Origin of the sequence: Streptomyces sp. NPDC006207, assembly GCF_040613835.1 — a bacterium.
Classification (GTDB): Bacteria; Actinomycetota; Actinomycetes; order Streptomycetales; family Streptomycetaceae; genus Actinacidiphila.
Genome location: NZ_JBEXSX010000002.1, coordinates 61,520 through 82,039 on the forward strand (window position 1 = coordinate 61,520; position 20,520 = coordinate 82,039).

Here is a 20,520-nt window from a genome sequence, read left to right on the forward strand (position 1 = left end):
GTCACTTCTCCATGGCGCCGTCGAGGCGCTCCGCGAGGCGTTTCAGGCCCCGGTGGGCGGCCGTCCGCACCGCTCCCGGGCGTTTGCCGAGGACCTTGGCCGCGGCGGGGGCGTTGAGCCCGACCACGACCCGCAGCAGCACGGCCTCGGCCTGGTCCTGCGGCAGGGCCGCGATCAGTTCGAGCGCGCGCCGCGTGGACAGGTTCTCCAGGGCGGTGCCTCCGGCGTCCTCGAGGGTCGAGGGCTCGGCCGTGCGTTCCTCCAGGGGCGCGGTGCGCGGCCGGGCCCTGGCCCGGCGGAGGTGGTCCAGGGCCCGGTGCCGGGCGATGGTGGCGGCCCAGCCCCGGAAGGCCTGGCCGCCGCCGCGGAAGCCGCGCAGGTCCCGTACGACGTCGTGCCAGGTCTCGGAGGCCACGTCCTCGGCGTCGTCGCCGACCAGGCCGTGCAGGTAGCCCAGGAGCATCGGATGGACCTCCCGGTAGAGGGCGCCGAACGCCGTCTCGTCGCCGGCGCGGGCCCGCCGGACCGCGTCGCCCAGTTCCTCCTCGCCCATCCGGCCGCGCCGGCGGACCTCCGCCTTCCCCACTGCGTCCTCTTTGTGCTCGTCGGCCCCGTGCCGCCGTCTGCCGCGCCGCGGCGCGGCGGGCGTCACCCCTCGGCCCGGCCCGCCACGGAGAGGCAGAAGAGGCGCAGGCTGTCCACCGGCCCGTTCTCGTAGCGCTTGACGGCCTTGCCCAGCGGATTCCACACCCTTCCGTCGGGCGTCCGGATACCGAACGGCTGGCCGAATGTACCCCGCTGCTCCTCGTCGAAGTCCACCCAGGTCGCTCCGGCCGTGCGGACCAGCACCTCGCCCGTGTAGGCGCCGAAGCCGCGGAGCGTGGGGGTGACGGCCTGGAGGGGCGGCTGCTCGCCGCGGATCGCCTCGATGACGCGGTCGACCAGGCCGAGGCTGGCCGGGGAGTAGTCGAGCCTGACGCGGGAGCCCTCCCTGGCCATGGACACGACATCCGCGGCGAGACGAGGACCCAGAACCGTCGCCGGTGGATTGCTCACGTCCTGCTTCATCGTGCCCCTTCGCTCCGTCGTCCCCGTCCGCGTGTGACGCGTGTGGCTACTGAGTGGGGCGCGGCGCGCCGCGAAAGCGTTACACCGGGCGGCGGAGGCGACGGGGCCCCGTGGCGCGGACGCGCTTAGGCTGCGGGCATGGCGAACGCGACCGTACGCGAGTGGTACGAGGAAGAGGGCTGGGGCGTGCTGGACTGCCCCGAGACGCCCGGGGGGTGCTTCGCCCACTACAGCGACATCGAGATGAACGGCTTCCGCACCCTGTCCGCCGGCCAGTCGGTGGCCCTGGAGTGGGAGGCGCCCGGATTCGCGCAGGACGGGTACGACTACCGCGCCCTGCGGGTCGTCCCGAAGGGCTGAGCGGACCCGCGGGTCAGCCCACGTCCCACAGGAAGCGGTGGGTGTGGATGCCGAAGTACGGGAAGGTGTCCACCCCCGCAACCCCTTCGACGGCCCTGACGACGTCGTTGACGAAGTCCAGCAGGTCGGACGGGCCCGGGCAGACGACCTCGGCGAAGAGGGCGTAGGGCCCGGCGGTGAGGACCGCGTAGACGACCTCGTCCCGGGCGGCGAGCGTGTCCGCGACCGCGCGCGGGTCGCCGTCCACGCGGACGCCGAGGAGCGCCATCGCCTGCCCGCCCATGGCCATGGGGTCGGTGACGCCCACGACCTGCACGACCTTGCCGTCGATGAGCCGCTGCAGTCGCTGGCGGGCGGCGGACGGGGAGAGCCCGACCTTCGGGCCGAGGTCCGCGTAGGGGATGCGGCCGTCGGTCTGGAGTTCACGGAGGATGGCGCGGTCGATGTCGTCCACGGGGCTCAGCCTGCCAGTTCGGCCAGCGCACCGGCGAAGAGGGCGGTGTGGGTGTCGACGTCGGCCTCGGTGGTGGCCGGGCACATCAGGGCCATGTTGTGGAACGGCGTCATGAGGATGCCGCGGTTGGCCAGCCACAGGTGCAGGAAGTCCTCCAGCTCGGGGTCGGAGACGGCCGCCGACTCGGTGCCGTCGCGCGGCGCCGGTGCGGCGAAGCGGTATTCCGTACGGGCGCCGAGGCGGCTGACGGACCAGGGCAGGCCGTGCGCGGCGACGGCGTCGGCGACGCCCCGCTCGAAGCGGGCGGCGAGGGCGGACATGCCGGTGAACGCCTCGTCGGTGAGGACGTGTTCGAGGGTGGCACGCATGGCGGCGACGGACAGGGCGTTGCCCGCGAGGGTGCCGCCGACGCCGCCCATGTCGACCAGGTCGAGGTCGCCGCGGGACAGCAGGCGGTCGGCGAGGTCGGCGGAGAGGCCGTAGGCACCGGCCGGTACGCCGCCGGCGATGGCCTTGCCGATGGTGAGGATGTCGGGGTCGAGGTTCCAGGTGGCGGTGGCGCCGCCCGGCCCCGCGGAGAAGGTGTGGGTCTCGTCGTTGATCAGCAGGACGCCGTGCCGGCGGGTGATCTCGCGGACGCCCGCCAGGTAGCCGGGCTCGGGCAGCACGATCCCGATGTTGGTGAGGGCGGGCTCCATCAGGACGGCGGCCACGTCCCCGTGGGCGAGCTCCCGTTCCAGGCCCTCCAGGTCGTTGAACTCCGCGACACGGCTGGTCAGCGTGACGTCGCAGGGCGCTCCGACGTTGCCGGGGCGGCTCGCCCCGCCGCGCCCGCCGGGGCCGGTGACGATCAGGGACTCGTCGACGCTGCCGTGGTAGCAGTAGCTGTTGAAGAGGATCTTCTGCCGTCCGGTGACGGCCCGGGCGAGCCGGATCGCCCAGCGGTTGGCGTCCGTGGCCGTCAGCGAGTACGACCAGCGGGGCAGCCCGAAGCGGCGGGCCAGTTCGGCGCCGACCCACTCGGCGTCCTCGGTGGGGAGCATCGCCGTGGCGCCGCCCTGCTCGCGGTAGCGGCGCTCGATCGCGGCGGCGACGGGCTCCGGGGAGTGCCCGGCCATGGCGCCGGTGTCGCCGAGGCAGAAGTCGACGTACTCGTGGCCGTCGATGTCGGTCACACGGGCGCCGCGGGCACCGGCGAGGTACCGGGGGAAGGCTCCCGCGTTCTTGTTCATCCAGGTCATCGGCACCCGGCCGAAGAGGTGGTCGGCCGCCTCGTACGCGGCCCGTGACTTCGGGTTGCGGGCGGCGGCCTCGGCGGTCTCCCGGACGAGCAGTTCCTTCAGGCGGGTGCGGTCGACGGACATGGGGCCTCCTCGGCGACGGACGGCTCCGACCATACGCGTGATTCCATTGTCAATCCATCCCCCGGCGCCAGATTCGATCGTGCGAGCTATCGAATCTCCATCCGACGGTCAGCGCGAGGGCCACACGCACCTGCCGGGCGGAGCCGGCGGCCCGGCCGGAGATCCGTCACGGCCGTAGCGGGTGCGCCCGCCGGGGACCGGTGCCAGGGTGGCTGGTGTCGGTCGGTGGACGGACGGCAGGGAAAGGCGGCGATGGCCATGGCGGGACACCCGCACGCCATGCTGGTCCACAAGGTGTACGCGGCGCTCACCCGGGGCGACATGGACGCACTGGCCGGACTGCTTGCCGGGGACGCGGCCCACCACTCCCCCGGCGACCATCCGCTCGCCGGTCACTACAAGGGCCGGGACGAGATCATCGGCTACTACCGCAGGCTCGCCGAGGAGACCGACGGCAGCATGCGGGTCCAGTTGCGGCAGGTGCTCGTTGACGGCCGGGGCCACGCGATGTCCCTCCACCACCTCACGGCCGAGCGCGGGGGCGGCTACCTCGACCAGCCGGGCGGCATCGTGTTCCGCATCGTCGGCGACCGGATCACGGACCTGGACGAGTGCGTGGGCGACCTCGACGCCGCCAACCGCTTCTGGTCCTGAGCGGGCAGGCGCCCCGGGGCCCGGTCCCACGCGGTGACGGGGAAGACCTGCACGCTGTTGCTCACCATCGACCGCAACGGCTCCGGCTCTCCGCGCGCGACGGCCGCCCGCAGGGCCGGGAAGCGTGCGAACAGCGCGGGCAGCGCGATCTCCGCCTCCAGGCGGGCCGGCGCGGCGCCCAGGCAGTGGTGCGGCCAATACCCGAAGGTGAGGTGGCGGCCGGCGGGGCGGGTGACGTCGAAGCGGTCGGCGTCGGGGCCGTGCCGCTCCGGATCGCGCGTCCGGATGCGGCGCAGGAGGCGAGGAAGGCGTCGCCCCGGGGGATGACGGTGTCCCCGACCGGGATGTCTGCGACCGCGGGCGCAGCGGGAACTGGCCCACGGGCGAGTCCCGGCGCAGGGTCTCCTCGGCGACCGCGCTCCAGCTCGCCCGGCCCGGCCGGACGAGGTCCAGCTGCCCGGGGTGGTCGAGCAGCGCCCGTACGTACAGCGCACGCTGGTCGGCGACGACGTCCTGCGGCCCGGTGGCGCTGCTCACCAGTGAACGAGAGAGCCGGTGGCACTCGTCGTGCCGCTCCCGGGGCAGCCCGAGCAGTTCGCAGACGACCCGCATCGGCAGCGGGTAGGCGAAGTGGGCGCGCAGGTCCGCGGGCCCGCCCCGGCGAGGGCGGCGGCGAGGCCGTCGAGCAGTTACGCGGCGAGCGCCTCGACGCGCGGCCGCAGCGCGGCGACCCGGCGCGGAGTGAAGGCCTGGGCGACCAGGCCCCGCAACCGCCGGTGGTCGGGGCCGCCGGAGGTCATCATGCCCGGCATGGTGACGAAGGTGATCAGCGGCCAGCCCTCGGGGACCTCGCCCTCGGCGAGGGCGCGCCAGTGGCGGGGGTCCTTGGCCGTGCGCGGATCCGCCGGCAGTTTCCTGCAGCAGGTCGTGGCGCGTGACCGCCCAGGCGGGGACAGCACCGGGGAGCTCGACGCGCGCGACCGGGCCGAGGGCGCGCAGGGCGGCGTTCTCCCCGTGCTGGTCGCGGCCGAGCGGGTCAAGGCGCAGCGGCGCGGGCTGAGTTGTCATGGACGGCATCGTGGCGTGCGCCCGCGGGCACGCGGGACCCCGCGCCACACCACCCCCCGCTCCCCCACCCTCCCCTTCCCCGATACCCCTAGGGGGTATAATTTGGTGGTGGGTGGACGGCACGGTGCCCGACGCCGTTCACCGGAACACGCACAGAACGCACGAGGAGAACCCATGTCTGTCAGCTACAGCGTCTCCGGGATGAGCTGCGGTCACTGCGAGTCCGCGGTCAGCAAGGAGGTCTCGACCCTCCCCGGTGTGATCGGCATCACGGTGGACGCCAAGACCGGCCTGCTCACCATCGACTCCGACGCCCCCCTGGACGAGGAGGCCGTCCGCGCCGCCGTGGACGAGGCGGGCTACGAACTGGTCGGCCGGGCATGACCGTCCCGGATCAGCAGCAGGTCACCCCGCGGATCGCCGCGCAGGCCGCCCCTGCGGGCGTCACCGAGCTCGAACTCGCGATCGGCGGGATGACCTGCGCCTCGTGCGCGGCCCGGATCGAGAAGAAGCTCAACCGGGTGGACGGCGTCACGGCCACCGTCAACTACGCCACCGAGAAGGCCAAGGTGGCGTTCGGGGACGGGATCGGCGTCGGCGACGTGATCGCCATCGTCGAGTCCACCGGTTACACCGCCGCGCTCCCCGCCCCGCCGGTCACCGACGCGTCGCGGGAGGAACCGGAGTCCGCGCCGGGCGAGCTCACGGCGCTGCGGCAGCGGCTGCTGACCGCCGTCGTGCTCGCCGTGCCCGTCATCGCGATGGCCATGGTCCCGGCCCTGCAGTTCCGCAACTGGCAGTGGCTGTCGCTGACCCTGGCCGCGCCGGTCGTGGCGTACGCGGCATGGCCCTTCCACCGTGCGGCGTGGACAAACCTGCGGCACGGCGCCACCACCATGGACACGCTGATCTCCATGGGCACGCTGGCCTCCTTCGGCTGGTCGGTCTGGGCGCTCTTCTTCGGCGACGCGGGCGTGCCGGGCCTGACGCACCCCTTCGAGCTGACCGTCGCCCAGGGGCACGGCTCCGCCAACCTGTACCTGGAGGTCGCCTCCGGCGTCACCGCCTTCATCCTGGCCGGGCGCTACTTCGAGGCCCGTTCCAAGCGCCGGGCGGGCGCCGCGCTGCGCGCCCTGATGGAACTGGGCGCCAAGGACGTCGGCGTGCTGCGCGGCGGGCGCGAGGTGCGCGTCCCCACGGCCGAACTGGCCGTAGGCGACCTGTTCGTGGTGCGGCCGGGCGAGAAGGTGGCCACCGACGGCCTCGTACGGGAGGGCACCTCGGCGGTCGACGCCTCGATGCTCACCGGCGAGTCCGTACCGGTCGAGGTGGGGCCGGGCCGGGCCGTCACCGGAGCCACGGTGAACGCCGGCGGCCGGCTGGTCGTGGAGGCCACCCGGGTCGGCGCCGACACCCAACTGGCCCGGATGGCCCGCCTGGTGGAGGACGCCCAGAACGGCAAGGCGGCGGCGCAGCGCCTCGCCGACCGGATCTCCGCGGTGTTCGTCCCCGTCGTCATCGGGCTCGCGCTCGCGACCCTCGGCTTCTGGCTCGGCAACGGCTCGGGCCCCACCGCCGCCTTCACCGCGGCCGTCGCCGTGCTGATCATCGCCTGCCCGTGCGCGCTCGGACTGGCCACGCCCACGGCGCTGATGGTCGGCACCGGACGGGGCGCGCAGCTCGGCATCCTCATCAAGGGACCCGAGGTCCTGGAGACCACCCGGCGGGTCGACACCATCGTGCTGGACAAGACCGGCACGGTCACCACCGGCGCCATGACCCTGACCGCCGTCCACCTGGCCGAGGGCGAGCGGGAGGACGAGGTGCTGCGCCTGGCCGGCGCCCTGGAGCACGCCGCCGAGCATCCCATCGCCCGCGCGGTCGCCCGGGCGGCCGAGGAGCGCACCGGCCCGCTGCCCGGCGTCACGGGCTTCCGCGCGCTGCCCGGACTCGGCGTCCAGGGCACCGTCGACGGCCACGAGGTCACGGTGGGCCGCCAGGAACTGCCCGAGCCGCTCCCGGCGGGGCTGGCCCGCGCGAAGGCCGAGGCCGAGGCCCGGGGCAGCACGGTGGTCACGGCCGCCTGGGGCGGCCGGGCCCGTGCCGTGCTCGTCGTCGCCGACGCCGTGAAGCCGACCAGCGCCGACGCCGTCCGCATGCTGCGCGGACTGGGCCTCACCCCGGTGCTGCTCACCGGCGACAACGAGGCGGTGGCCCGGGCCGTCGCCGCCGAGGTCGGCATCGACGCCGCCGATGTGATCGCGGACGTCATGCCGGAGGACAAGGTCGCCGTCGTGGCCCGGCTCCAGCGGGAGGGCAGGTCCGTCGCCATGGTCGGCGACGGGATCAACGACGCTGCCGCGCTGGCCCGCGCCGACCTCGGGCTCGCCATGGGCACCGGCACGGACGCCGCCATCGAGGCGAGCGACCTGACCCTGGTCCGGGGCGACCTGCGGGTGGCCGCCGACGCCATCCGGCTGTCCCGGCGCACCCTGGGCACGATCAGGGGCAACCTCTTCTGGGCCTTCGGCTACAACGTGGCGGCCCTGCCGCTCGCCGCCGCCGGGTTGCTCAACCCGATGATCGCGGGCGCCGCGATGGCCTTCTCCTCGGTCTTCGTGGTCGGCAACTCGCTTCGCCTGCGCGGGTTCCGTCCGCTCGCGCGCTGACCCCCACGGCCGCCCCCGGGGCCGTGGGGGGCGGCCACCGGCCGTGGGGCGGTCACTCGCCGTCGGTGTCCAGCAAGGCGGCGATGACCGCGTCCATGTCCAGGTGGCGCAGTTCCTGCCCGGGCGGCACGGCCTCGTACACCCGGGCCAGGAAGCTCCGCAGACCGGAGGTGCGCACCTCCACGAGTGCGGTGCCCTCGTCGGTGCGGAACTCGATCGCGGTGTGCTCCGGCCCGTTCGGCCGGATGTGCACGTCGCCCTCCCCGGCGGGCTCGTACAGGCCCGTGGTGAGCAGCCCGCGGGCGAAGACCCAGGTCACCTCGGCGCCGTCGAGGGAGACCTCCGCGGGGAAGGTGATCCGGGCGGCGAGCGGGTCGTCGCGGCGGTAGCGCAGGGTCGCGGTGATCTCCCGGCCCCGGGGCCCCGAGCGCGGGGTGCGCAGACGGGCCCTGACGATGTGGTCGATGTCGGTCAGCATGGCCTTCCTCGGCAGGCGGGCGGTGCGCTCCGGATGCGTTCCGGTCCACCGGGAGAGCGCCGACGGCCGCTGTCCTTACGCGACTTCCGGCTCCGATTGCGTGATGTACGTCACAGGCGTCCGGAGTCGCTGTCGGTGGGCCGTGCCACGATGAGCCATGGACGCACGACGAACGGTGGGGGCGCAGGAGCGGCGGCGGCGCATGGCGGTACGGCACCGGCTGACGCCGGAACGGCGGGCCGCGACCCCCGAAGAAGTCACCGAGTCGCTGGTGGCGCTGCACGGCACGGACCCGGCGACGGTCTACGTGTCGGCCGCCGCCAGGATGCACGAGCCCGGCGCCGCGGCCCTGGACCGGGCCCTGTACGAGGACCGGAGCCTGACCCGGCTGCTCGCGATGCGGCGGACGATGTTCGTGGTCACCACCGCCTCGGCGCCGGTGGTGCTCTCCGCGGCGGCCCTGGCGATCGCCGCGCAGGAGCGGCGGAAACTGCTCAAGCACCTGGCCGACGGCGGCGGCTGGGACGAGCGGTGGCTGGCGGAGCTGGAGGAGTCCGTGCTCGCCGCCCTGACCGGACGCGGCGAGGCGACGGCCGCGCAGCTCGCCTCCGACGTGCCCCGGCTGCGCGAACAGGTCGTGGTGGCACGCGGCAAGCCGTACGAGGCCACCCAGGCGGTGTCGACACGCGTCCTGCGGGTGCTGGCGGCGGAGGGCCGGATCGTCCGCAGACGGCCGGTGGGCGGCTGGACGAGCAGTCAGTACCGGTGGGCGCCGGGCACGGTGATCCGGACGCCGCCCACCGCGGAGGCGCGCGTCGAGCTGGTGCGCCGCTGGCTGGCGGCGTACGGCCCGGGCACGGAGGCCGACCTGAAGTGGTGGACGGGCTGGACGCTGACCGAGGTCCGCAAGGCCCTGGCGGCGCTCGGCACCGAAGAGGTCCTGCTCGACGGGGAGACCGGCCACGTGCTGCCGGGCGACGGCGACCCGGTCCCGCCGGCACCACCGTGGGCGGCGCTGCTGCCCGCACTGGACCCGACGCCGATGGGCTGGCAGCGGCGCGACTGGTACCTGCCGCAGGACGAACGGGAACGGGCGGCGCTCTTCGACCGCTCGGGCAACATCGGCCCGACCGTGTGGTGGAACGGCCAGGTCGTCGGCGGCTGGGCGCAGCGCGCCGACGGCGAGGTCGTCCACCGGCTCTTCGGCGACCCGGGCCGCGAGGCCGTCGCCGCGATCGAGGAAGAGGCCGCGCGACTGCGGGGGTGGCTGGACGCCGTCCGCGTCACGCCCCGCTTCCGCACCCCGCTGGAGCGCGAGTTGTCGGCCCGGGCGGCTTCGGTGTCCCCGGCGGCCTCGACGGCTTCACCGGCCTGAAACACCGTCACCCCGGGTATGCCGCCCATGACGCCCGGTGACCGGCCGGGCGCGGACCGGGCGGAGGTGGACCGATGGAACAGGTGGCCGTGTTCTGCGGCAACTGCGACTGCGGCTGTCCCACGCTGTACGTGGACGCGACGGCGCCGGCTGACCAGCGGGTCGTGCTGACCGACGACTTCGGGCAGCGGGTGCGGATGAGCGCCGAGCAGTTCCGCTCGCTGGTCGAGGAGGCGAAGGCGGGCCGGCTGGATCACGTGTAGCGGTCCGGCCGGCCCGTCCATCCGATCGCCCGCGCACCGCGGGCGGGGGCCGACCCGGGTCAGGCGACCCGGGTCAGCTTCGAGCCGAAGGAGGGCTCGACGAGGGCCGACTCCAGCACGACCGGGACCCGGATCATGCTGTCGCCCTTGCCGACGACGAGCTCACCGACCTGGTCACCTGCCTGCGCCGAGTGCGGCAGACCCCCCTTGCCGGTCTCCACCGAGATGTCGACCTTGAGGCCCGTCCAGCCGATCGCGGTGACGTCCTTCCCGGCCACCACCGGGGTGCGGCCGCCGAGGCCGTCGTCGACGTAGCCGACGACGTCGCCCTTCTTGATGATCGTGGCCGAGGCGAGCGCGTCCCGCGTGCCGTCGATCAGGGTGCTGCTGCGGCTGAGGACCGTGTCGATGATCGGCGCCTTCTGCTGGTCGAGCATCGCGCCGACGATCAGCTGCTTGGTGCCGCCGATCGTGCGGTAGGCGGCGAAGAGCAGGTTGCCGCCGGCCTTGGTGCTGGTGCCGGTCTTGATGCCGACGATGTCGTGGTAGCCGGCCAGCTGGTTGTAGTTCTTCTGGTCGTCGCCGTTGATGTCCGTGTACTGGATCTTGGTGGCGATCTCCGCAAAGACCTCGTCCTTCATCGCCGCGTGCCCCAGTTTGACCTGGTCGCTCGCGGTGCTGACGGTGGTCGCCTCCAGCCCGCTCGGGTCGGTGTAGGTCGTGTCGTCCATCCCGAGTTCCTTGGCGGCGGCGTTCATCTTCTTCACGAACGCCTCCTCCGATCCCGCGTCCCAACGGGCCAGCAGTCGCGCGATGTTGTTGGCGGAGGGCAGCATGACGGCCTCCAGCGCCTCGTACTCGCTGAGCTTCTGCCCGGCGGTGACGGGGACGACGGACTCCGACTCCTGCACGCCGCTGTGGTACTGGTCCTCGGCCTTCTGGTCGACCTCGACGGCCTCGCCCTTGCCGCCCTTCTTGATCGGGTGGTCGCGCAGGATGACGTAGGTCGTCATCACCTTGGCGACGCTCGCGATCGGCGTCGGCACCTGCTCGCCGAACTCGCCCATGCGGCCCAGTCCCTCGGCCTCGACGACGGCCTGGCCCTCGCTGGGCCACGGGAGCGCGAGTTCGTCGCCCTTGAAGGTGTACGAGGTCTCGGCGGTCAGGTCCAGCTCCGGCTCGGGCAGCGGGCGCAGCGCCTGCGCCACGCAGAAGGCCACGATCAGCAGCAGGACCAGCGGGGTCCAGATCTTGATCCGCCGCACGGTCGTGCGCAGCGGCGTCTGCGGCGGCGGCGGCGTGTTCGTCAGTTCCGCCAGCAGCCGCAGCGGCTCGTCGGGGTCGGGGGGCAGCGGCATCTGCTTCGTCCGCGAACCGCCGCCGGGCTCCGTGGTCCGCGGGGTCTCCACGGGCGCCGGGGCCTGCGGGACCACGGCCGGGCGGTCGTCGGTCCGCAGCGGGACAAACGTTCCGCTCGGCCGGGAAGGCGCCTTGACGGGCGCGGACGCGGAGGGCGCGCGCAGCGTCAGGGTGCCGTCCCTGACCGGCGTGCCGCCGCCCTCGGTGCGGGGCGCGCGCAGCGTGAGCGTGCCCTCCCCGGCCCTGGGGCCGTCGTGTCCGCCCCCGGACGCCTCGCGCGCCCCGGGTCCGCCCTTGACGTCTCCGGGGCCCTGTGAGGGGCCCTCAGCGTCGTCGTCCTCGTCGTCGCCCTCGTCGTCGCCCTCGTGGTCGTCCGAGGGGGTGGCGTCGCGGGACTCCCCGGGAGCGTCCTGCGTTGAGTCGTCCGGGGTCTCCTCGCCCGCGTCGCCGGCGTCGTCGTCCCCGGGCTCCGCTTCGGCGTCCGCCCCGGCCCGCTCGTCCGTCCCCGCGGAAGGCTCCTCGCCGGCCCCGGTCTCCCCGGCGGCGGAAGGTTCCTCCGGCTCGGCCCCGGAGTCCGCGGACTCCTCGGGCTCCTCGGGCGCCTCGGTGTCCTCCGCGTCCACCGCGTCCGCGGGCTCCTCCACGGGCGTCCCGCCGGCGGTGGGTTCCGCGGCGCCGTCCTCGGCGGCCGCGTCCTCGGTGCGGTCCTCCTCGGTCCGGCCCTCGGGGCCGTCCTCGGTGCCGGCTTCGGCCTCCGCCTCGTCCCCGGCCTCGTCCCCGGCCGCGTCCTCGCCTCCGTCCGTCCCGGATTCCTCCGCGCCCGCCTCCTCGGCGACTGCGTCGTCGGTACGGGATTCCGCATCGTCCCCCGCGCCGTCGGCCGGAGGGGCGTCCTCCGCGTCCGGCGTAGCGTCCTGCGGCTCGCCGTCCACGTCCGCTCCGTCATCCGGCGTAGCGGAAGCACTCCGATCCGGCTCCGGCACGCCCTCCGCTTCGGGCGGCTCCGGCGCGAACTCCGGGTCTCCGGTGGCCGGTTCCGATGCGCCCCGGGGCGCTCCCACGACCCCGCGGAAGACCGACAGCCTCGGATCCACCGCCCCGCCTCCGGTCGCCTCCCCCGACAACTCCTGCTGCTCCGCCCTGCCGGGGGACTCGCCCGCCACCGGACCTCCTCCACACTCGTGCGGTGCGCCGCCGCGGCGCCCCGCTCACCCTTACACCAGTTTCCAGGCCCCTGCTGTGAAGCCGCCGTGGGACCCGCCGTGGGACGCCGACGGCCCCCCGCGAGCCACCGCCGCCCTCGGTGCTAGACGAGAACGACATATGAGTCGGTTCCCGCACGAACGGGCAAGGCGCTCTCGACAGGCCGGTGTGAGAGGCGTCACCCTGTCATTCATCCACGCGGGGAGGCATGGATGGGCAGGAGCCGCAGAACACTTCCGGAGGAGCTACTGCTTCTCGCCTTGGACCCGGCCACGGGTACCACGGCGCAGCCGCAGTCGCTCGACCTCGGTCTTGCCGGGGCACAGCTAGTGGAGCTGGCCCTCGCAGGACGGATAGCCCCTGACGGGGATCGTATCGCCGTGGTGCACCCACGGCCGACAGGAGATCCGACCCTGGACTCCGCGCTCGAACTGCTGCGCCGTCGTGGCAGCCCCGTGCGCGCCGTCCACTGGATCGGCGGGCCCCGCCTGGGGCTGCGCCAGACGTATCTCACGCATCTGGAACGGTGCGGCATGGTGCACGCCGTGCCGGGGCAGATGTGCGGGGTGCTGCCGACCACGCGCTATCAGGCGACCGACAGCGAGGTCAGCCGGGAGATCAGGGCCCGGCTGGACAGTGCGATCCGCACCGGGGTGCCACCGGACCCGCGGACCGCCGCGCTCGCCGCGATCGCCCATGCCGTGGGGCTCGGCAAGCACCTGTACCCGGGCAACGAAGGCCGGTCGTCCCGATCGCGGCTCCGTGACCTGATCAGGTACGACCCCATGGGCGGCCTCGTCGCGCACGCCGTGATGGACGTGCAGAACGGTGCCGCCGCGCAGCCGAAGCGCGCCCCCGCCCAGGGGCGTCCGGCGGCGGCCAGGGCGACGGGCCACGGCATGGTCCGCGCCGGCGTCCGCTGACCCGGGGTGTCCGGCGGCAGGGCCCGGACACCGTGACGACCGCGATCCCATCGCAACCGCCGCGCGCGGGGCGGCGACCGGCACCGGCCGGCCGCCGCCCCGCGCGTTGCCGTTTGTCCGCTCTTTCGACGAGCGCAGCATATGACCAATTCCCAGCGGTGGGATGACCGATAGTGGCACTCTGCTGACCAGCAGTACATATCTGCAGAGAACACGGACCAGTCCGGAATCCGGAGGTGCACATCCCGTGGCCGCCAACGTCAATCCGACCGTCAGGCGACGCCGACTCGGCTCGGAACTGCGCAAGCTGCGCGAGCAGAAAGGGATGACCGCGGAGGAGGTCGCCGCACGGCTGCTGGTCTCCCAGTCGAAGATCAGCAGGCTGGAGAACGGACGCCGGAGCATCAGCCAGCGCGACGTGCGCGACCTGTGCAGCGTGTACGGGGTCGAGGACAGCCGCCTCGTCGACTCCCTGATGAACATGGCGCGCGAGTCCCGGCAGCAGGGCTGGTGGCACGCCTTCGGCGACGTCCCCTACAGCGTCTACATCGGCCTGGAGACCGAGGCCGAGTCCCTGCGCGTCTACGACTCCCTGGTGGTGCCGGGCCTGCTGCAGACCCGCAACTACGCCTCGGCCGTCATCGAGGGGACGCTCCCCGAGGCCACGCCCGAGCAGATCGAGAAGCGGATCGAGATCCGGCTGCGGCGCCAGGAGCGCGTCACCGACCCGGACTCGCCGCTGCGCTTCTGGGTGGTGATGGACGAGTCCGCGCTGCGCCGTGTCGTCGGCACCAAGGACGTGATGCGCGAACAGCTGGAGTACCTGGCCCAGATGAGCACCCAGGCGCACGTCACGGTCCAGGTCCTGCCGTACGACGCCGGGGCCCACCCCGGCATGTCCGGCAACTTCGCGATCCTGGAGTTCGCCGACGCCACCGACTCCAGCGTCGTCTACATCGAGGGCGTCACGAGCGACCTGTACCTGGAGAAGCCGACCGACGTGCACGGCTACAGCGTGATGTACGAGCACCTGCGGGCCCAGGCGCTCAGCGCGGAGCAGAGCCGGCAGTTCATCGCGGACGCCGCGAAGGAGTACGCACGCTGACCCCCCGGCGGGAATGCCGCAGAGTACACCTGCGTCCCGTGAGGCGGAAGACCTCCTGGAATATGCCACCCGTAGGGGGTAATAGCCGCTGTGGGCAGTGATGTTGGCGAGTAGCTTCGATCACGTCAGAGCTGCACAAAAAAGAAAGCTCGGAGCGATCATGGCTATTCAGCTCGGAAACACCAGGGCGTGGACCAAGTCCACCCGTTCCCAGGGAAATGGCGCCTGCGTCGAGGTGGCCTCCCGTACGACGTCGGCCGTCGACGTCCGCGACTCCAAGGACCCCGACGGCCCGACGCTCGCCTTCTCCCCCGAGGCCTGGGCGGCGTTCGTCGCGGACGTCGGCCACGGGACGTACGACCTCGACTGAGCACCGACGCAGTATCCGTACGGGCCCTCTCGACCGGCACGCCGTCCTGGCCGAGGGGGCTCACTGCCACCCCGGCGCCCTACCCCCGCAACCGGTCGACGTAGGTGTCGGTCCCGGGCACCGTGGGGACGAAGGGCGCGACGAGTTCGACCCGGCCGAGCCCCGTGCCGGCCACCTCGGCGTCCAGCCCCGTGAAGTGCTCCTCCCACACCTCGCGCGGGTCCCGCTGCAGGAACCACAGCAGGGTGAGCCGGGTGCCGACGCCCTCGACCTGCTTCACGTACGACATCCGCTCCAGCGGCAGCGGCGTGGGACGGAAGACGGTCACCATCGCGGAGGGCGAGCCGGTCAGCCGCCGCGGCAGGTGGCGGTCGCGCAGCAAGCCGAGCAGCGCGTCGCACTCCTGCGGGGTGTCGGTGTCGACCACCTCGACGACCAGCCCCGCGTAGGGGTGGTCGAGCGCGTGGAAGTCCCGGGGACCGGCCGGCCCGTCTCGGTAGACGGTGACGGCGTGGTCCTGGAAGGCGGTGAAGACGTGGGTGCGGTCGTGGTGGACACGGGCGTCGCGGTTGAGGCGCCGGTTGATGGCGACGGTCCACTTCATGTGGTCCGCGTAGCGCCCGGCCGTGATCCAGTACACGGTGACGTAGCAGCCCTCGGTGACGGGCCGGGCCACCGCGGACTTCTCCGGGTAGCGCAGTAACTGCAGGTCGCGGGTGGCCACCCAGCGGCGCCCGGCGTACATCCAGGGCATGGCCATGGCACCGGCGATGAAATGGTCGTCCTCGTACCAGCGGTTGTAGGCGTACTCGTGGCCGGGGTGCGGCTCGACCATGGTGATGAGCGCGTGGCCGAGGCCGGGGCCGTACGGGCCGACGGAGGCCAGTTCGGCGTAGACCTCGCTGCGGGTGTCTTCTTCGGTCATGCATACGGTGTAGCTGACTGAGCGTCAGAAATGGAAGCCCGTGGCGACGCCCGACACATCTGTGTACGGTCCGCGAGATCACCCGCCCACAGCGAAGGAGCCCGTCATGCGTGCCGCCGTCCCCGGCCTCACCACCCGCGCCACCTCCGTCGGCGGCTCGCCGGTACGGGAGATCCTCGCGCTGACCGCCCGCCCGGAGGTGATCTCCTTCGCCGGCGGGCTGCCCGCCCCCGAGCTCTTCGACGCCGCGGCGATACGCGCCGCGTACGACCGCGTCCTCGCCGAGGCGCCCGAGCGGGTGCTGCAGTACTCCACCACCGAGGGGGACCCGGCGCTGCGCACGGCGGTCGCCGGCCGGCTCAGCCGGGCGGGACTGCCCACCGGCTCCGACGACCTGCTCGTCACCGGCGGCTCCCAGCAGGCCCTCGCCCTGGTCTCCACCGCCCTGCTGGAACCCGGGGACGTCGTCCTCGTGGAGGACCCGGGCTACCTGGCGGCGCTGCAGTGCTTCGCCTTCGCGGGCGCCCGCGTGGTGCCCGTCCCCTCCGACGCGGACGGCATCGACCCGACGTCCCTGGAACTGGCCGTCGTCCGGGAGAAGGCCAAGCTGCTCTACCTGGTGCCGACCTTCCAGAACCCCACGGGCCGCACGACGACCGACGAGCGCCGGCAGGCGGTCGCCCTGATCGCCGAACGGCACGGGTTGTGGATCGCGGAGGACGACCCGTACGGCGAACTGCGCTACGACGGCGAGGCGGAGTCGTGGATCGCCTCCCACGAGGCGGCCGCCGACCGTACGGTCCTGCTCGGCAGCCTGTCCAAGATCATGGCCCCCGGGATGCGGCTCGGCTGGCTGCGCGCCCCGGCCGCCCTGCGCCGGGCGTGCGTGGTCGCCAAGCAGTCCGCCGACCTGCACACCTCGACCGTGGACCAGGCCGCCGCCGCCCGCTACCTCGCCGACTCCGACCTCGACGCCCATCTGACCCGGGTCCGCGCCGCCTACCGGGAGCGGCGGGACGCCCTGCTGGCCGGGCTGCCCGGCGCGCTGCCCGAGGGCAGCACGTGGAACCGGCCCAAAGGCGGCATGTTCGTCTGGGCCCGGCTGCCCGCCGGTTACGACGCGACGGAGCTGCTGCCCCAGGTGGTGGCCCACGACGTGGCCTACGTGCCGGGGGCGCCCTTCTACGCGGGCGAGCCCGACCGTGCGGCGCTGCGGCTGTCCTTCGTGACGCACACCCCGGACGAGATCGGGGAGGGGCTGCGCCGGCTCGCCAAGGCCCTGGCCATCGCGGGCGGGTGAGCCTATTCTGACGATCCGTCAGTTCATCCGTCCGGGTGGAGGTGGTGGGCCGTGCTGCTGCGCGACAAGACCGTGGTGGTGTCCGGGGTCGGGGCCGGCCTCGGACAGCGCGTCGCCCAGGCCGTCGTCCGCGACGGCGGGAACGCGGTGCTCGGGGCCCGCACCGAGGCCCACCTCGCCAAGGCGGCGGACGAGATCGACCCCGGGGGCGCCCACGTCGCCTGGCGCTCCACTGACATCAAGGACGCCGCGCAGTGCGAGGCGCTGGCCGCCCTCGCGCAGGAGCGCTTCGGCGGGATCGACGCGGTCGTCCACGTCGCCGCCATGGACGGCCACTTCGGCGGTCTGGCCGATGCCGACTTCGAGACCTGGAAGACGGTACTGGACGTCAACCTGCTCGGCACGCTGCGGATGACCCGGGCCTGCCTGCCCGGTCTGCGCGGGCGCGGCGGCGGCTCGGTGGTCTTCATCGGGACCCAGTCCGCCGTGGCCGCGCCGTCTCAGGTGCGTCAGGCGGCGTACGCGTCCTCCAAGGGCGCGCTCACCTCGGCGATGTACTCGCTCGCCCGTGAACTCGGCCCGGAGCGGATCCGGGTCAACACCGTGCTGCCGGGCTGGATGTGGGGCCCGCCGGTCCAGGCCTACGTCGGCTTCACCGCGCACACCGAGGGCGTGCCCGAGGACGAGGTGCTGCACCGGCTCACCGACCGGATGGCGCTGCCGGAGCTGGCCACGGACGGCGACGTGGCGGAGGCCGCGGTCTTCCTGGCCTCCGACCGGGCGCGCGCGATCACCGGGCAGTCGCTGCTGGTGAACGCGGGCGAACTGATGCGCTGACAGGGACGGTCGGAGCCCCGGGCGGGCTCCGGTCGACGTGCGGTCGTTCCGGCGAAGTACCCGCTCATCGTGGGGCGCCGGGCAGGTTCACAACAACGTGAAGTAAGGTCAAGAACAAGTAAAATCGTTCTACTCGCTGATCGGTGTTCATGTCCTTGAACACCGATGGTATTGACCAGTCCCTTTCCAGGCGGTTCAATCTGGGGCGCCGCCCCGCGACGGACGTACCGGCGAAGTGCGCTCCCGTTCACAAGGCGGACCCCTGGAAGGGGCAACAACGCATGAACAGTCTCGACTGGGCCGTACTCGTCGGCTACTTCGGCGTGATGGTCGCCATCGGCCTGTGGTCCCACAAACGCGTCGACGACGTCAGCGACTTCTTCACCGCGGGCGGTCGCATGCCCTGGTGGCTGTCCGGCATCTCGCACCACATGTCCGGCTACAGCGCGGTCATGTTCACCGGGTACGCCGGCATCGCCTACACCTACGGCGTCACCTCGTACGTCACCTGGTCCTTCCCCATCGCCATCGGCATCGCCATCGGGGCCAACCTCTTCGCGCCCCGGCTCAACCGGCTGCGCTCGCGGCTGCACGTGGCCTCGCCGCTGGAGTACCTGAAGACCCGCTACAACGTCCCGACCCAGCAGGCACTCGCCGTCTCCGGCGTGCTGCTCAAAATCGTGGACGTGGGCGCCAAGTGGGCGGCGATCGCCACCCTCCTGTCGGTCTTCACCGGTGTCTCCCTCAACCAGGGCATCCTCATCACCGGCGCCGTCACGGCCGTCTACTGCACCGTCGGCGGCCTGTGGGCGGACGCCCTCACCGAGCTGGGCCAGTTCGTCATCCAGCTGCTGGCCGGCCTCGCCATGCTGGTCGCGGTGCTGGGCGAGATCGGCGGTATCAGCGGGCTGTGGACGGTCTGGGACAAGCTGCCCGACAACCACACCGCCCCGACCGCCGGCCCGTACACCCTGACCTTCCTGCTGGCGTACCTGTTCATCAAGACGTTCGAGTACAACGGCGGCATGTGGAACCAGGCCCAGCGCTACATGGCCACGAGCAACGCCCGCGAGGCCACGCGCTCGGCGCGGCTGTCGTCCGTGCTGTGGTTCGTCTGGCCGCTGATCCTGTTCTTCCCGATGTGGGTCGCCCCGCTGCTGGTGAAGGCGCAGAAGCCGGACGCGTCCGACTCGTACGCCCTGCTGACCGAGCAACTGCTGCCGCACGGCCTGCTGGGCCTGGTGGTCGTCGGCTTCTTCTCGCACACCATGGCCATGTGCTCCTCGGACGCCAACGCCATCGCCGCCGTCTTCACCCGGGACATCGCCCCGGTGCTGTCCAAGGCGGCGCGCGGCTGGAACGCGCGGGCCGGACTGCTCGCGGCGCGGCTCACCACCGTGGCCTTCCTCGCCCTGTCGATGGCGGTGGCCACCCAGGTCAACTCGCCGACCTTCAAGGACATCATCACCGTCGTCATCAAGTGGGTGGCCGGCCTGATGGGCCCGATCGCGATCCCGTTCATGCTCGGCCTGCTGCGGACGTTCCGCAGGTCCGGCCCGACGGCGGCGCTGGTCTCCTGGGCGGCGGGCCTGTTCGCCTTCTGGCTCACCAACTACGGCCTGGACGGGGTGCAGCTGCAGATCCAGATCGTGACGCCGCTCGCCGTCAGCCTCGTGCTGTACGTGCTCATCGGCCTCGTCAAGCCCGAGGACACCCCGGAGCGCGACGCGGTCCTGGCGCGGATCAACTCCGACGGGGACGGGGACGACGCGGCCGCCGCCGCGACCCTGCCCGAGGAGCCCGCGAAGGCCTGACGGCCGGGTCCCGGGGCGGGCCTTCACCCGCCCCGGGACCCGCCCGGGCGCCCGCCCGCTCACAGGACGTCGGCGAGCTCCTGCAGCAGCCGCCGCTTGGGCCGCGCCCCCACCAGGGACTTCACCGGCTCCCCCGACCGGAAGACCATCAGGGTCGGCATCGACAGGACGCCGTACGCCGCCGTCGCCTGCGGGTTGTGGTCCACGTCGAGCTGGACGACCTTCAGCCGGCCCGCCTCCTCGTGGGCGACCTCCGCCAGGACCGGGGCGATCTGGCGGCACGGCGGGCACCAGTCGGCGGTGAACTCCACCAGGACCGGCCCCTCGGCCCCCAGCACCTCCTCGGCGAACGTCGCCTCGGTCACCTCGGTCAGGCCCTCGATGTGCGTCGTCATCGCGTACTCCCCTCGTCTGCCTCGCAGCTGAACTCACAGCGCGGTTCGGAGGTGCCCCCGGCCGAGGCCAGCTCCGCGCGGACGAGCTGCGAGCCGAGCCGCTCGCGGAGCTCCCCCAGACGGTCGATGCACTCGTCGAGCTCGGCCAGCTTGCGCCGGTAGACGTCGATCGAGGCGGCACAGGAGTCACCCTCCGGGTGGCCGGCCCGCAGGCAGTCCACGAACGGCCGGGTGTCCTCCAGTTCGAAGCCGAAGGCGCGCAGCGCCTGGATCTGCCGGAGCAGTCGCAGGTCCTGCTCGTCGTAGGCCCGGTAGCCGTTGCCCGTGCGCCGGGCCCGCAGCAAGCCGAGCGACTCGTAGTGGCGCAGGGCGCGGGTGGTGGTCCCGGCCCGTTCGGCGAGTTCTCCGATCCGCATGCCCCCGACGGTAGACCTTGACGCGGACGTCAAGGCCAGCCCGGATATTCCCCGTCGGGGCCCGGCGGCCCGGTGATCCTCCCGACACCGCCGACTGACGTACGCCGCGCCTATCCTCGG

22 protein-coding genes are annotated in these 20,520 nt (G+C 73.0%); 12 read left to right on the forward strand and 10 right to left on the reverse strand.

The features are described from left to right. Nucleotide 1 precedes the first annotated feature (1 nt). Both ABZ312_RS01725 and ABZ312_RS01730 read right to left on the reverse strand, forming a co-directional pair. The gene (locus tag ABZ312_RS01725) at nucleotides 2-586 is read right to left on the reverse strand and encodes an RNA polymerase sigma factor (protein ID WP_500331564.1); all 585 of its coding nucleotides are present in this window, start codon (nucleotides 584-586) and stop codon (nucleotides 2-4) included. Between the two features lie 62 nt (nucleotides 587-648). After that, nucleotides 649-1,068 (reverse strand): hypothetical protein, encoded by a 420-nt coding sequence (locus ABZ312_RS01730; RefSeq protein WP_500436165.1) that lies wholly within the window; start codon nucleotides 1,066-1,068, stop codon nucleotides 649-651. Between the two features lie 138 nt (nucleotides 1,069-1,206). Here ABZ312_RS01730 and ABZ312_RS01735 point away from each other — a divergent pair, with 138 nt between their 5' ends. Further along, entirely contained in the window at nucleotides 1,207-1,428 is a 222-nt protein-coding gene (locus ABZ312_RS01735) for a S1 domain-containing protein (RefSeq protein WP_499512378.1), read from the forward strand. Nucleotides 1,429-1,441: 13 nt separating this feature from the next. Here the strand turns inward: ABZ312_RS01735 and ABZ312_RS01740 are convergent, their stop codons facing one another. Together ABZ312_RS01740 and ABZ312_RS01745 are read right to left on the reverse strand one after the other, a co-directional pair. Beyond that, nucleotides 1,442-1,882 carry an Lrp/AsnC family transcriptional regulator gene (locus ABZ312_RS01740; protein ID WP_500331560.1) on the reverse strand — a complete coding sequence of 147 codons (441 nt, stop codon included), beginning with the start codon at nucleotides 1,880-1,882 and terminating at the stop codon, nucleotides 1,442-1,444. Between the two features lie 5 nt (nucleotides 1,883-1,887). Further along, the gene (locus ABZ312_RS01745) at nucleotides 1,888-3,246 is read right to left on the reverse strand and encodes a transaminase (protein WP_500436167.1); all 1,359 of its coding nucleotides are present in this window, start codon (nucleotides 3,244-3,246) and stop codon (nucleotides 1,888-1,890) included. 258 nt (nucleotides 3,247-3,504) lie between these two features. Here ABZ312_RS01745 and ABZ312_RS01750 point away from each other — a divergent pair, with 258 nt between their 5' ends. After that, the gene (locus ABZ312_RS01750; RefSeq protein ID WP_500331577.1) at nucleotides 3,505-3,900 is read left to right on the forward strand and encodes a nuclear transport factor 2 family protein; all 396 of its coding nucleotides are present in this window, start codon (nucleotides 3,505-3,507) and stop codon (nucleotides 3,898-3,900) included. Nucleotides 3,901-4,589: 689 nt separating this feature from the next. Here the strand turns inward: ABZ312_RS01750 and ABZ312_RS01755 are convergent. Beyond that, the gene (locus ABZ312_RS01755; RefSeq protein ID WP_500331555.1) at nucleotides 4,590-4,859 is read right to left on the reverse strand and encodes a hypothetical protein; all 270 of its coding nucleotides are present in this window, start codon (nucleotides 4,857-4,859) and stop codon (nucleotides 4,590-4,592) included. Nucleotides 4,860-5,142: 283 nt separating this feature from the next. On the opposite strand from ABZ312_RS01755, the gene ABZ312_RS01760 reads away from it, so the two are divergent. Continuing rightward, entirely contained in the window at nucleotides 5,143-5,352 is a 210-nt protein-coding gene (locus ABZ312_RS01760; RefSeq protein ID WP_500331554.1) for a heavy-metal-associated domain-containing protein, read from the forward strand. After that, on the forward strand, nucleotides 5,349-7,637 hold the full coding sequence (locus ABZ312_RS01765) for a heavy metal translocating P-type ATPase (RefSeq protein WP_500331552.1): 2,289 nt from the start codon (nucleotides 5,349-5,351) through the stop codon (nucleotides 7,635-7,637). Before ABZ312_RS01760 ends, ABZ312_RS01765 begins: the two co-directional genes overlap by 4 nt. Nucleotides 7,638-7,689: 52 nt before the next feature. On the opposite strand, the gene ABZ312_RS01770 is transcribed toward ABZ312_RS01765, so the two are convergent. Continuing rightward, the gene (locus ABZ312_RS01770; protein WP_499512383.1) at nucleotides 7,690-8,115 is read right to left on the reverse strand and encodes an SsgA family sporulation/cell division regulator; all 426 of its coding nucleotides are present in this window, start codon (nucleotides 8,113-8,115) and stop codon (nucleotides 7,690-7,692) included. Between the two features lie 157 nt (nucleotides 8,116-8,272). On the opposite strand from ABZ312_RS01770, the gene ABZ312_RS01775 reads away from it, so the two are divergent. Continuing rightward, nucleotides 8,273-9,490 (forward strand): winged helix DNA-binding domain-containing protein, encoded by a 1,218-nt coding sequence (locus ABZ312_RS01775; RefSeq protein ID WP_500436169.1) that lies wholly within the window; start codon nucleotides 8,273-8,275, stop codon nucleotides 9,488-9,490. 74 nt (nucleotides 9,491-9,564) lie between these two features. Continuing rightward, nucleotides 9,565-9,753, forward strand: coding sequence for a hypothetical protein (locus ABZ312_RS01780; RefSeq protein ID WP_500331548.1), 189 nt, complete (start codon nucleotides 9,565-9,567; stop codon nucleotides 9,751-9,753). Nucleotides 9,754-9,812: 59 nt separating this feature from the next. Here the strand turns inward: ABZ312_RS01780 and ABZ312_RS01785 are convergent, their stop codons facing one another. Then, a complete protein-coding gene (locus ABZ312_RS01785; RefSeq protein ID WP_500436170.1) occupies nucleotides 9,813-12,044 on the reverse strand; it encodes a D-alanyl-D-alanine carboxypeptidase in 2,232 nt (743 codons plus the stop codon). Nucleotides 12,045-12,527: 483 nt separating this feature from the next. Here ABZ312_RS01785 and ABZ312_RS01790 point away from each other — a divergent pair, with 483 nt between their 5' ends. The 3 genes from ABZ312_RS01790 to ABZ312_RS01800 all read left to right on the forward strand — a co-directional run bounded on the left by ABZ312_RS01790 (nucleotide 12,528) and on the right by ABZ312_RS01800 (nucleotide 14,713). Further along, on the forward strand, nucleotides 12,528-13,238 hold the full coding sequence (locus ABZ312_RS01790) for a GOLPH3/VPS74 family protein (RefSeq protein WP_026251155.1): 711 nt from the start codon (nucleotides 12,528-12,530) through the stop codon (nucleotides 13,236-13,238). Nucleotides 13,239-13,485: 247 nt separating this feature from the next. After that, entirely contained in the window at nucleotides 13,486-14,343 is an 858-nt protein-coding gene (locus tag ABZ312_RS01795) for a helix-turn-helix domain-containing protein (protein WP_499512387.1), read from the forward strand. A gap of 160 nt (nucleotides 14,344-14,503) precedes the next feature. Then, the gene (locus tag ABZ312_RS01800) at nucleotides 14,504-14,713 is read left to right on the forward strand and encodes a DUF397 domain-containing protein (RefSeq protein WP_499512388.1); all 210 of its coding nucleotides are present in this window, start codon (nucleotides 14,504-14,506) and stop codon (nucleotides 14,711-14,713) included. A gap of 79 nt (nucleotides 14,714-14,792) precedes the next feature. Here ABZ312_RS01800 and ABZ312_RS01805 read toward each other — a convergent pair whose 3' ends face one another. Further along, nucleotides 14,793-15,638: a hypothetical protein gene (locus ABZ312_RS01805; RefSeq protein WP_500436172.1), complete on the reverse strand. Its 846-nt coding sequence runs from the start codon at nucleotides 15,636-15,638 to the stop codon at nucleotides 14,793-14,795. Nucleotides 15,639-15,744: 106 nt separating this feature from the next. Between ABZ312_RS01805 and ABZ312_RS01810 the strand changes: the two genes are divergently transcribed. The 3 genes from ABZ312_RS01810 (at nucleotide 15,745) to ABZ312_RS01820 (ending at nucleotide 19,589) form a co-directional block, all read left to right on the forward strand. Next, a complete protein-coding gene (locus ABZ312_RS01810) occupies nucleotides 15,745-16,938 on the forward strand; it encodes an aminotransferase-like domain-containing protein (protein WP_500436174.1) in 1,194 nt (397 codons plus the stop codon). 51 nt (nucleotides 16,939-16,989) lie between these two features. Beyond that, nucleotides 16,990-17,775 (forward strand): SDR family oxidoreductase, encoded by a 786-nt coding sequence (locus tag ABZ312_RS01815; protein WP_500331540.1) that lies wholly within the window; start codon nucleotides 16,990-16,992, stop codon nucleotides 17,773-17,775. A gap of 281 nt (nucleotides 17,776-18,056) precedes the next feature. After that, nucleotides 18,057-19,589, forward strand: coding sequence for a sodium:solute symporter family protein (locus ABZ312_RS01820; protein WP_500436176.1), 1,533 nt, complete (start codon nucleotides 18,057-18,059; stop codon nucleotides 19,587-19,589). Between the two features lie 59 nt (nucleotides 19,590-19,648). Here the strand turns inward: ABZ312_RS01820 and trxA are convergent, their stop codons facing one another. Both trxA and ABZ312_RS01830 read right to left on the reverse strand, forming a co-directional pair. Continuing rightward, nucleotides 19,649-19,984: a thioredoxin gene (gene trxA / locus ABZ312_RS01825; protein WP_500436178.1), complete on the reverse strand. Its 336-nt coding sequence runs from the start codon at nucleotides 19,982-19,984 to the stop codon at nucleotides 19,649-19,651. Then, on the reverse strand, nucleotides 19,981-20,400 hold the full coding sequence (locus ABZ312_RS01830; RefSeq protein WP_499512394.1) for a MerR family transcriptional regulator: 420 nt from the start codon (nucleotides 20,398-20,400) through the stop codon (nucleotides 19,981-19,983). Before ABZ312_RS01830 ends, trxA begins: the two co-directional genes overlap by 4 nt. Between the last annotated feature and the right edge of the window lie 120 nt (nucleotides 20,401-20,520).

Coding starts and splice junctions, on each gene's coding strand:
- ABZ312_RS01730 (WP_500436165.1), bottom strand. CDS start 1,068: ATGAAGCAGGACGTGAGCAATCCACCGGCGACGGTTCTGGGTCCTCGT.
- ABZ312_RS01735 (WP_499512378.1), top strand. CDS start 1,207: ATGGCGAACGCGACCGTACGCGAGTGGTACGAGGAAGAGGGCTGGGGC.
- ABZ312_RS01745 (WP_500436167.1), bottom strand. CDS start 3,246: ATGTCCGTCGACCGCACCCGCCTGAAGGAACTGCTCGTCCGGGAGACC.
- ABZ312_RS01750 (WP_500331577.1), top strand. CDS start 3,505: ATGGCGGGACACCCGCACGCCATGCTGGTCCACAAGGTGTACGCGGCG.
- ABZ312_RS01760 (WP_500331554.1), top strand. CDS start 5,143: ATGTCTGTCAGCTACAGCGTCTCCGGGATGAGCTGCGGTCACTGCGAG.
- ABZ312_RS01765 (WP_500331552.1), top strand. CDS start 5,349: ATGACCGTCCCGGATCAGCAGCAGGTCACCCCGCGGATCGCCGCGCAG.
- ABZ312_RS01770 (WP_499512383.1), bottom strand. CDS start 8,115: ATGCTGACCGACATCGACCACATCGTCAGGGCCCGTCTGCGCACCCCG.
- ABZ312_RS01775 (WP_500436169.1), top strand. CDS start 8,273: ATGGACGCACGACGAACGGTGGGGGCGCAGGAGCGGCGGCGGCGCATG.
- ABZ312_RS01780 (WP_500331548.1), top strand. CDS start 9,565: ATGGAACAGGTGGCCGTGTTCTGCGGCAACTGCGACTGCGGCTGTCCC.
- ABZ312_RS01790 (WP_026251155.1), top strand. CDS start 12,528: ATGGGCAGGAGCCGCAGAACACTTCCGGAGGAGCTACTGCTTCTCGCC.
- ABZ312_RS01800 (WP_499512388.1), top strand. CDS start 14,504: ATGGCTATTCAGCTCGGAAACACCAGGGCGTGGACCAAGTCCACCCGT.
- ABZ312_RS01805 (WP_500436172.1), bottom strand. CDS start 15,638: ATGACCGAAGAAGACACCCGCAGCGAGGTCTACGCCGAACTGGCCTCC.
- ABZ312_RS01810 (WP_500436174.1), top strand. CDS start 15,745: ATGCGTGCCGCCGTCCCCGGCCTCACCACCCGCGCCACCTCCGTCGGC.
- ABZ312_RS01820 (WP_500436176.1), top strand. CDS start 18,057: ATGAACAGTCTCGACTGGGCCGTACTCGTCGGCTACTTCGGCGTGATG.
- trxA (WP_500436178.1), bottom strand. CDS start 19,984: ATGACGACGCACATCGAGGGCCTGACCGAGGTGACCGAGGCGACGTTC.
- ABZ312_RS01830 (WP_499512394.1), bottom strand. CDS start 20,400: ATGCGGATCGGAGAACTCGCCGAACGGGCCGGGACCACCACCCGCGCC.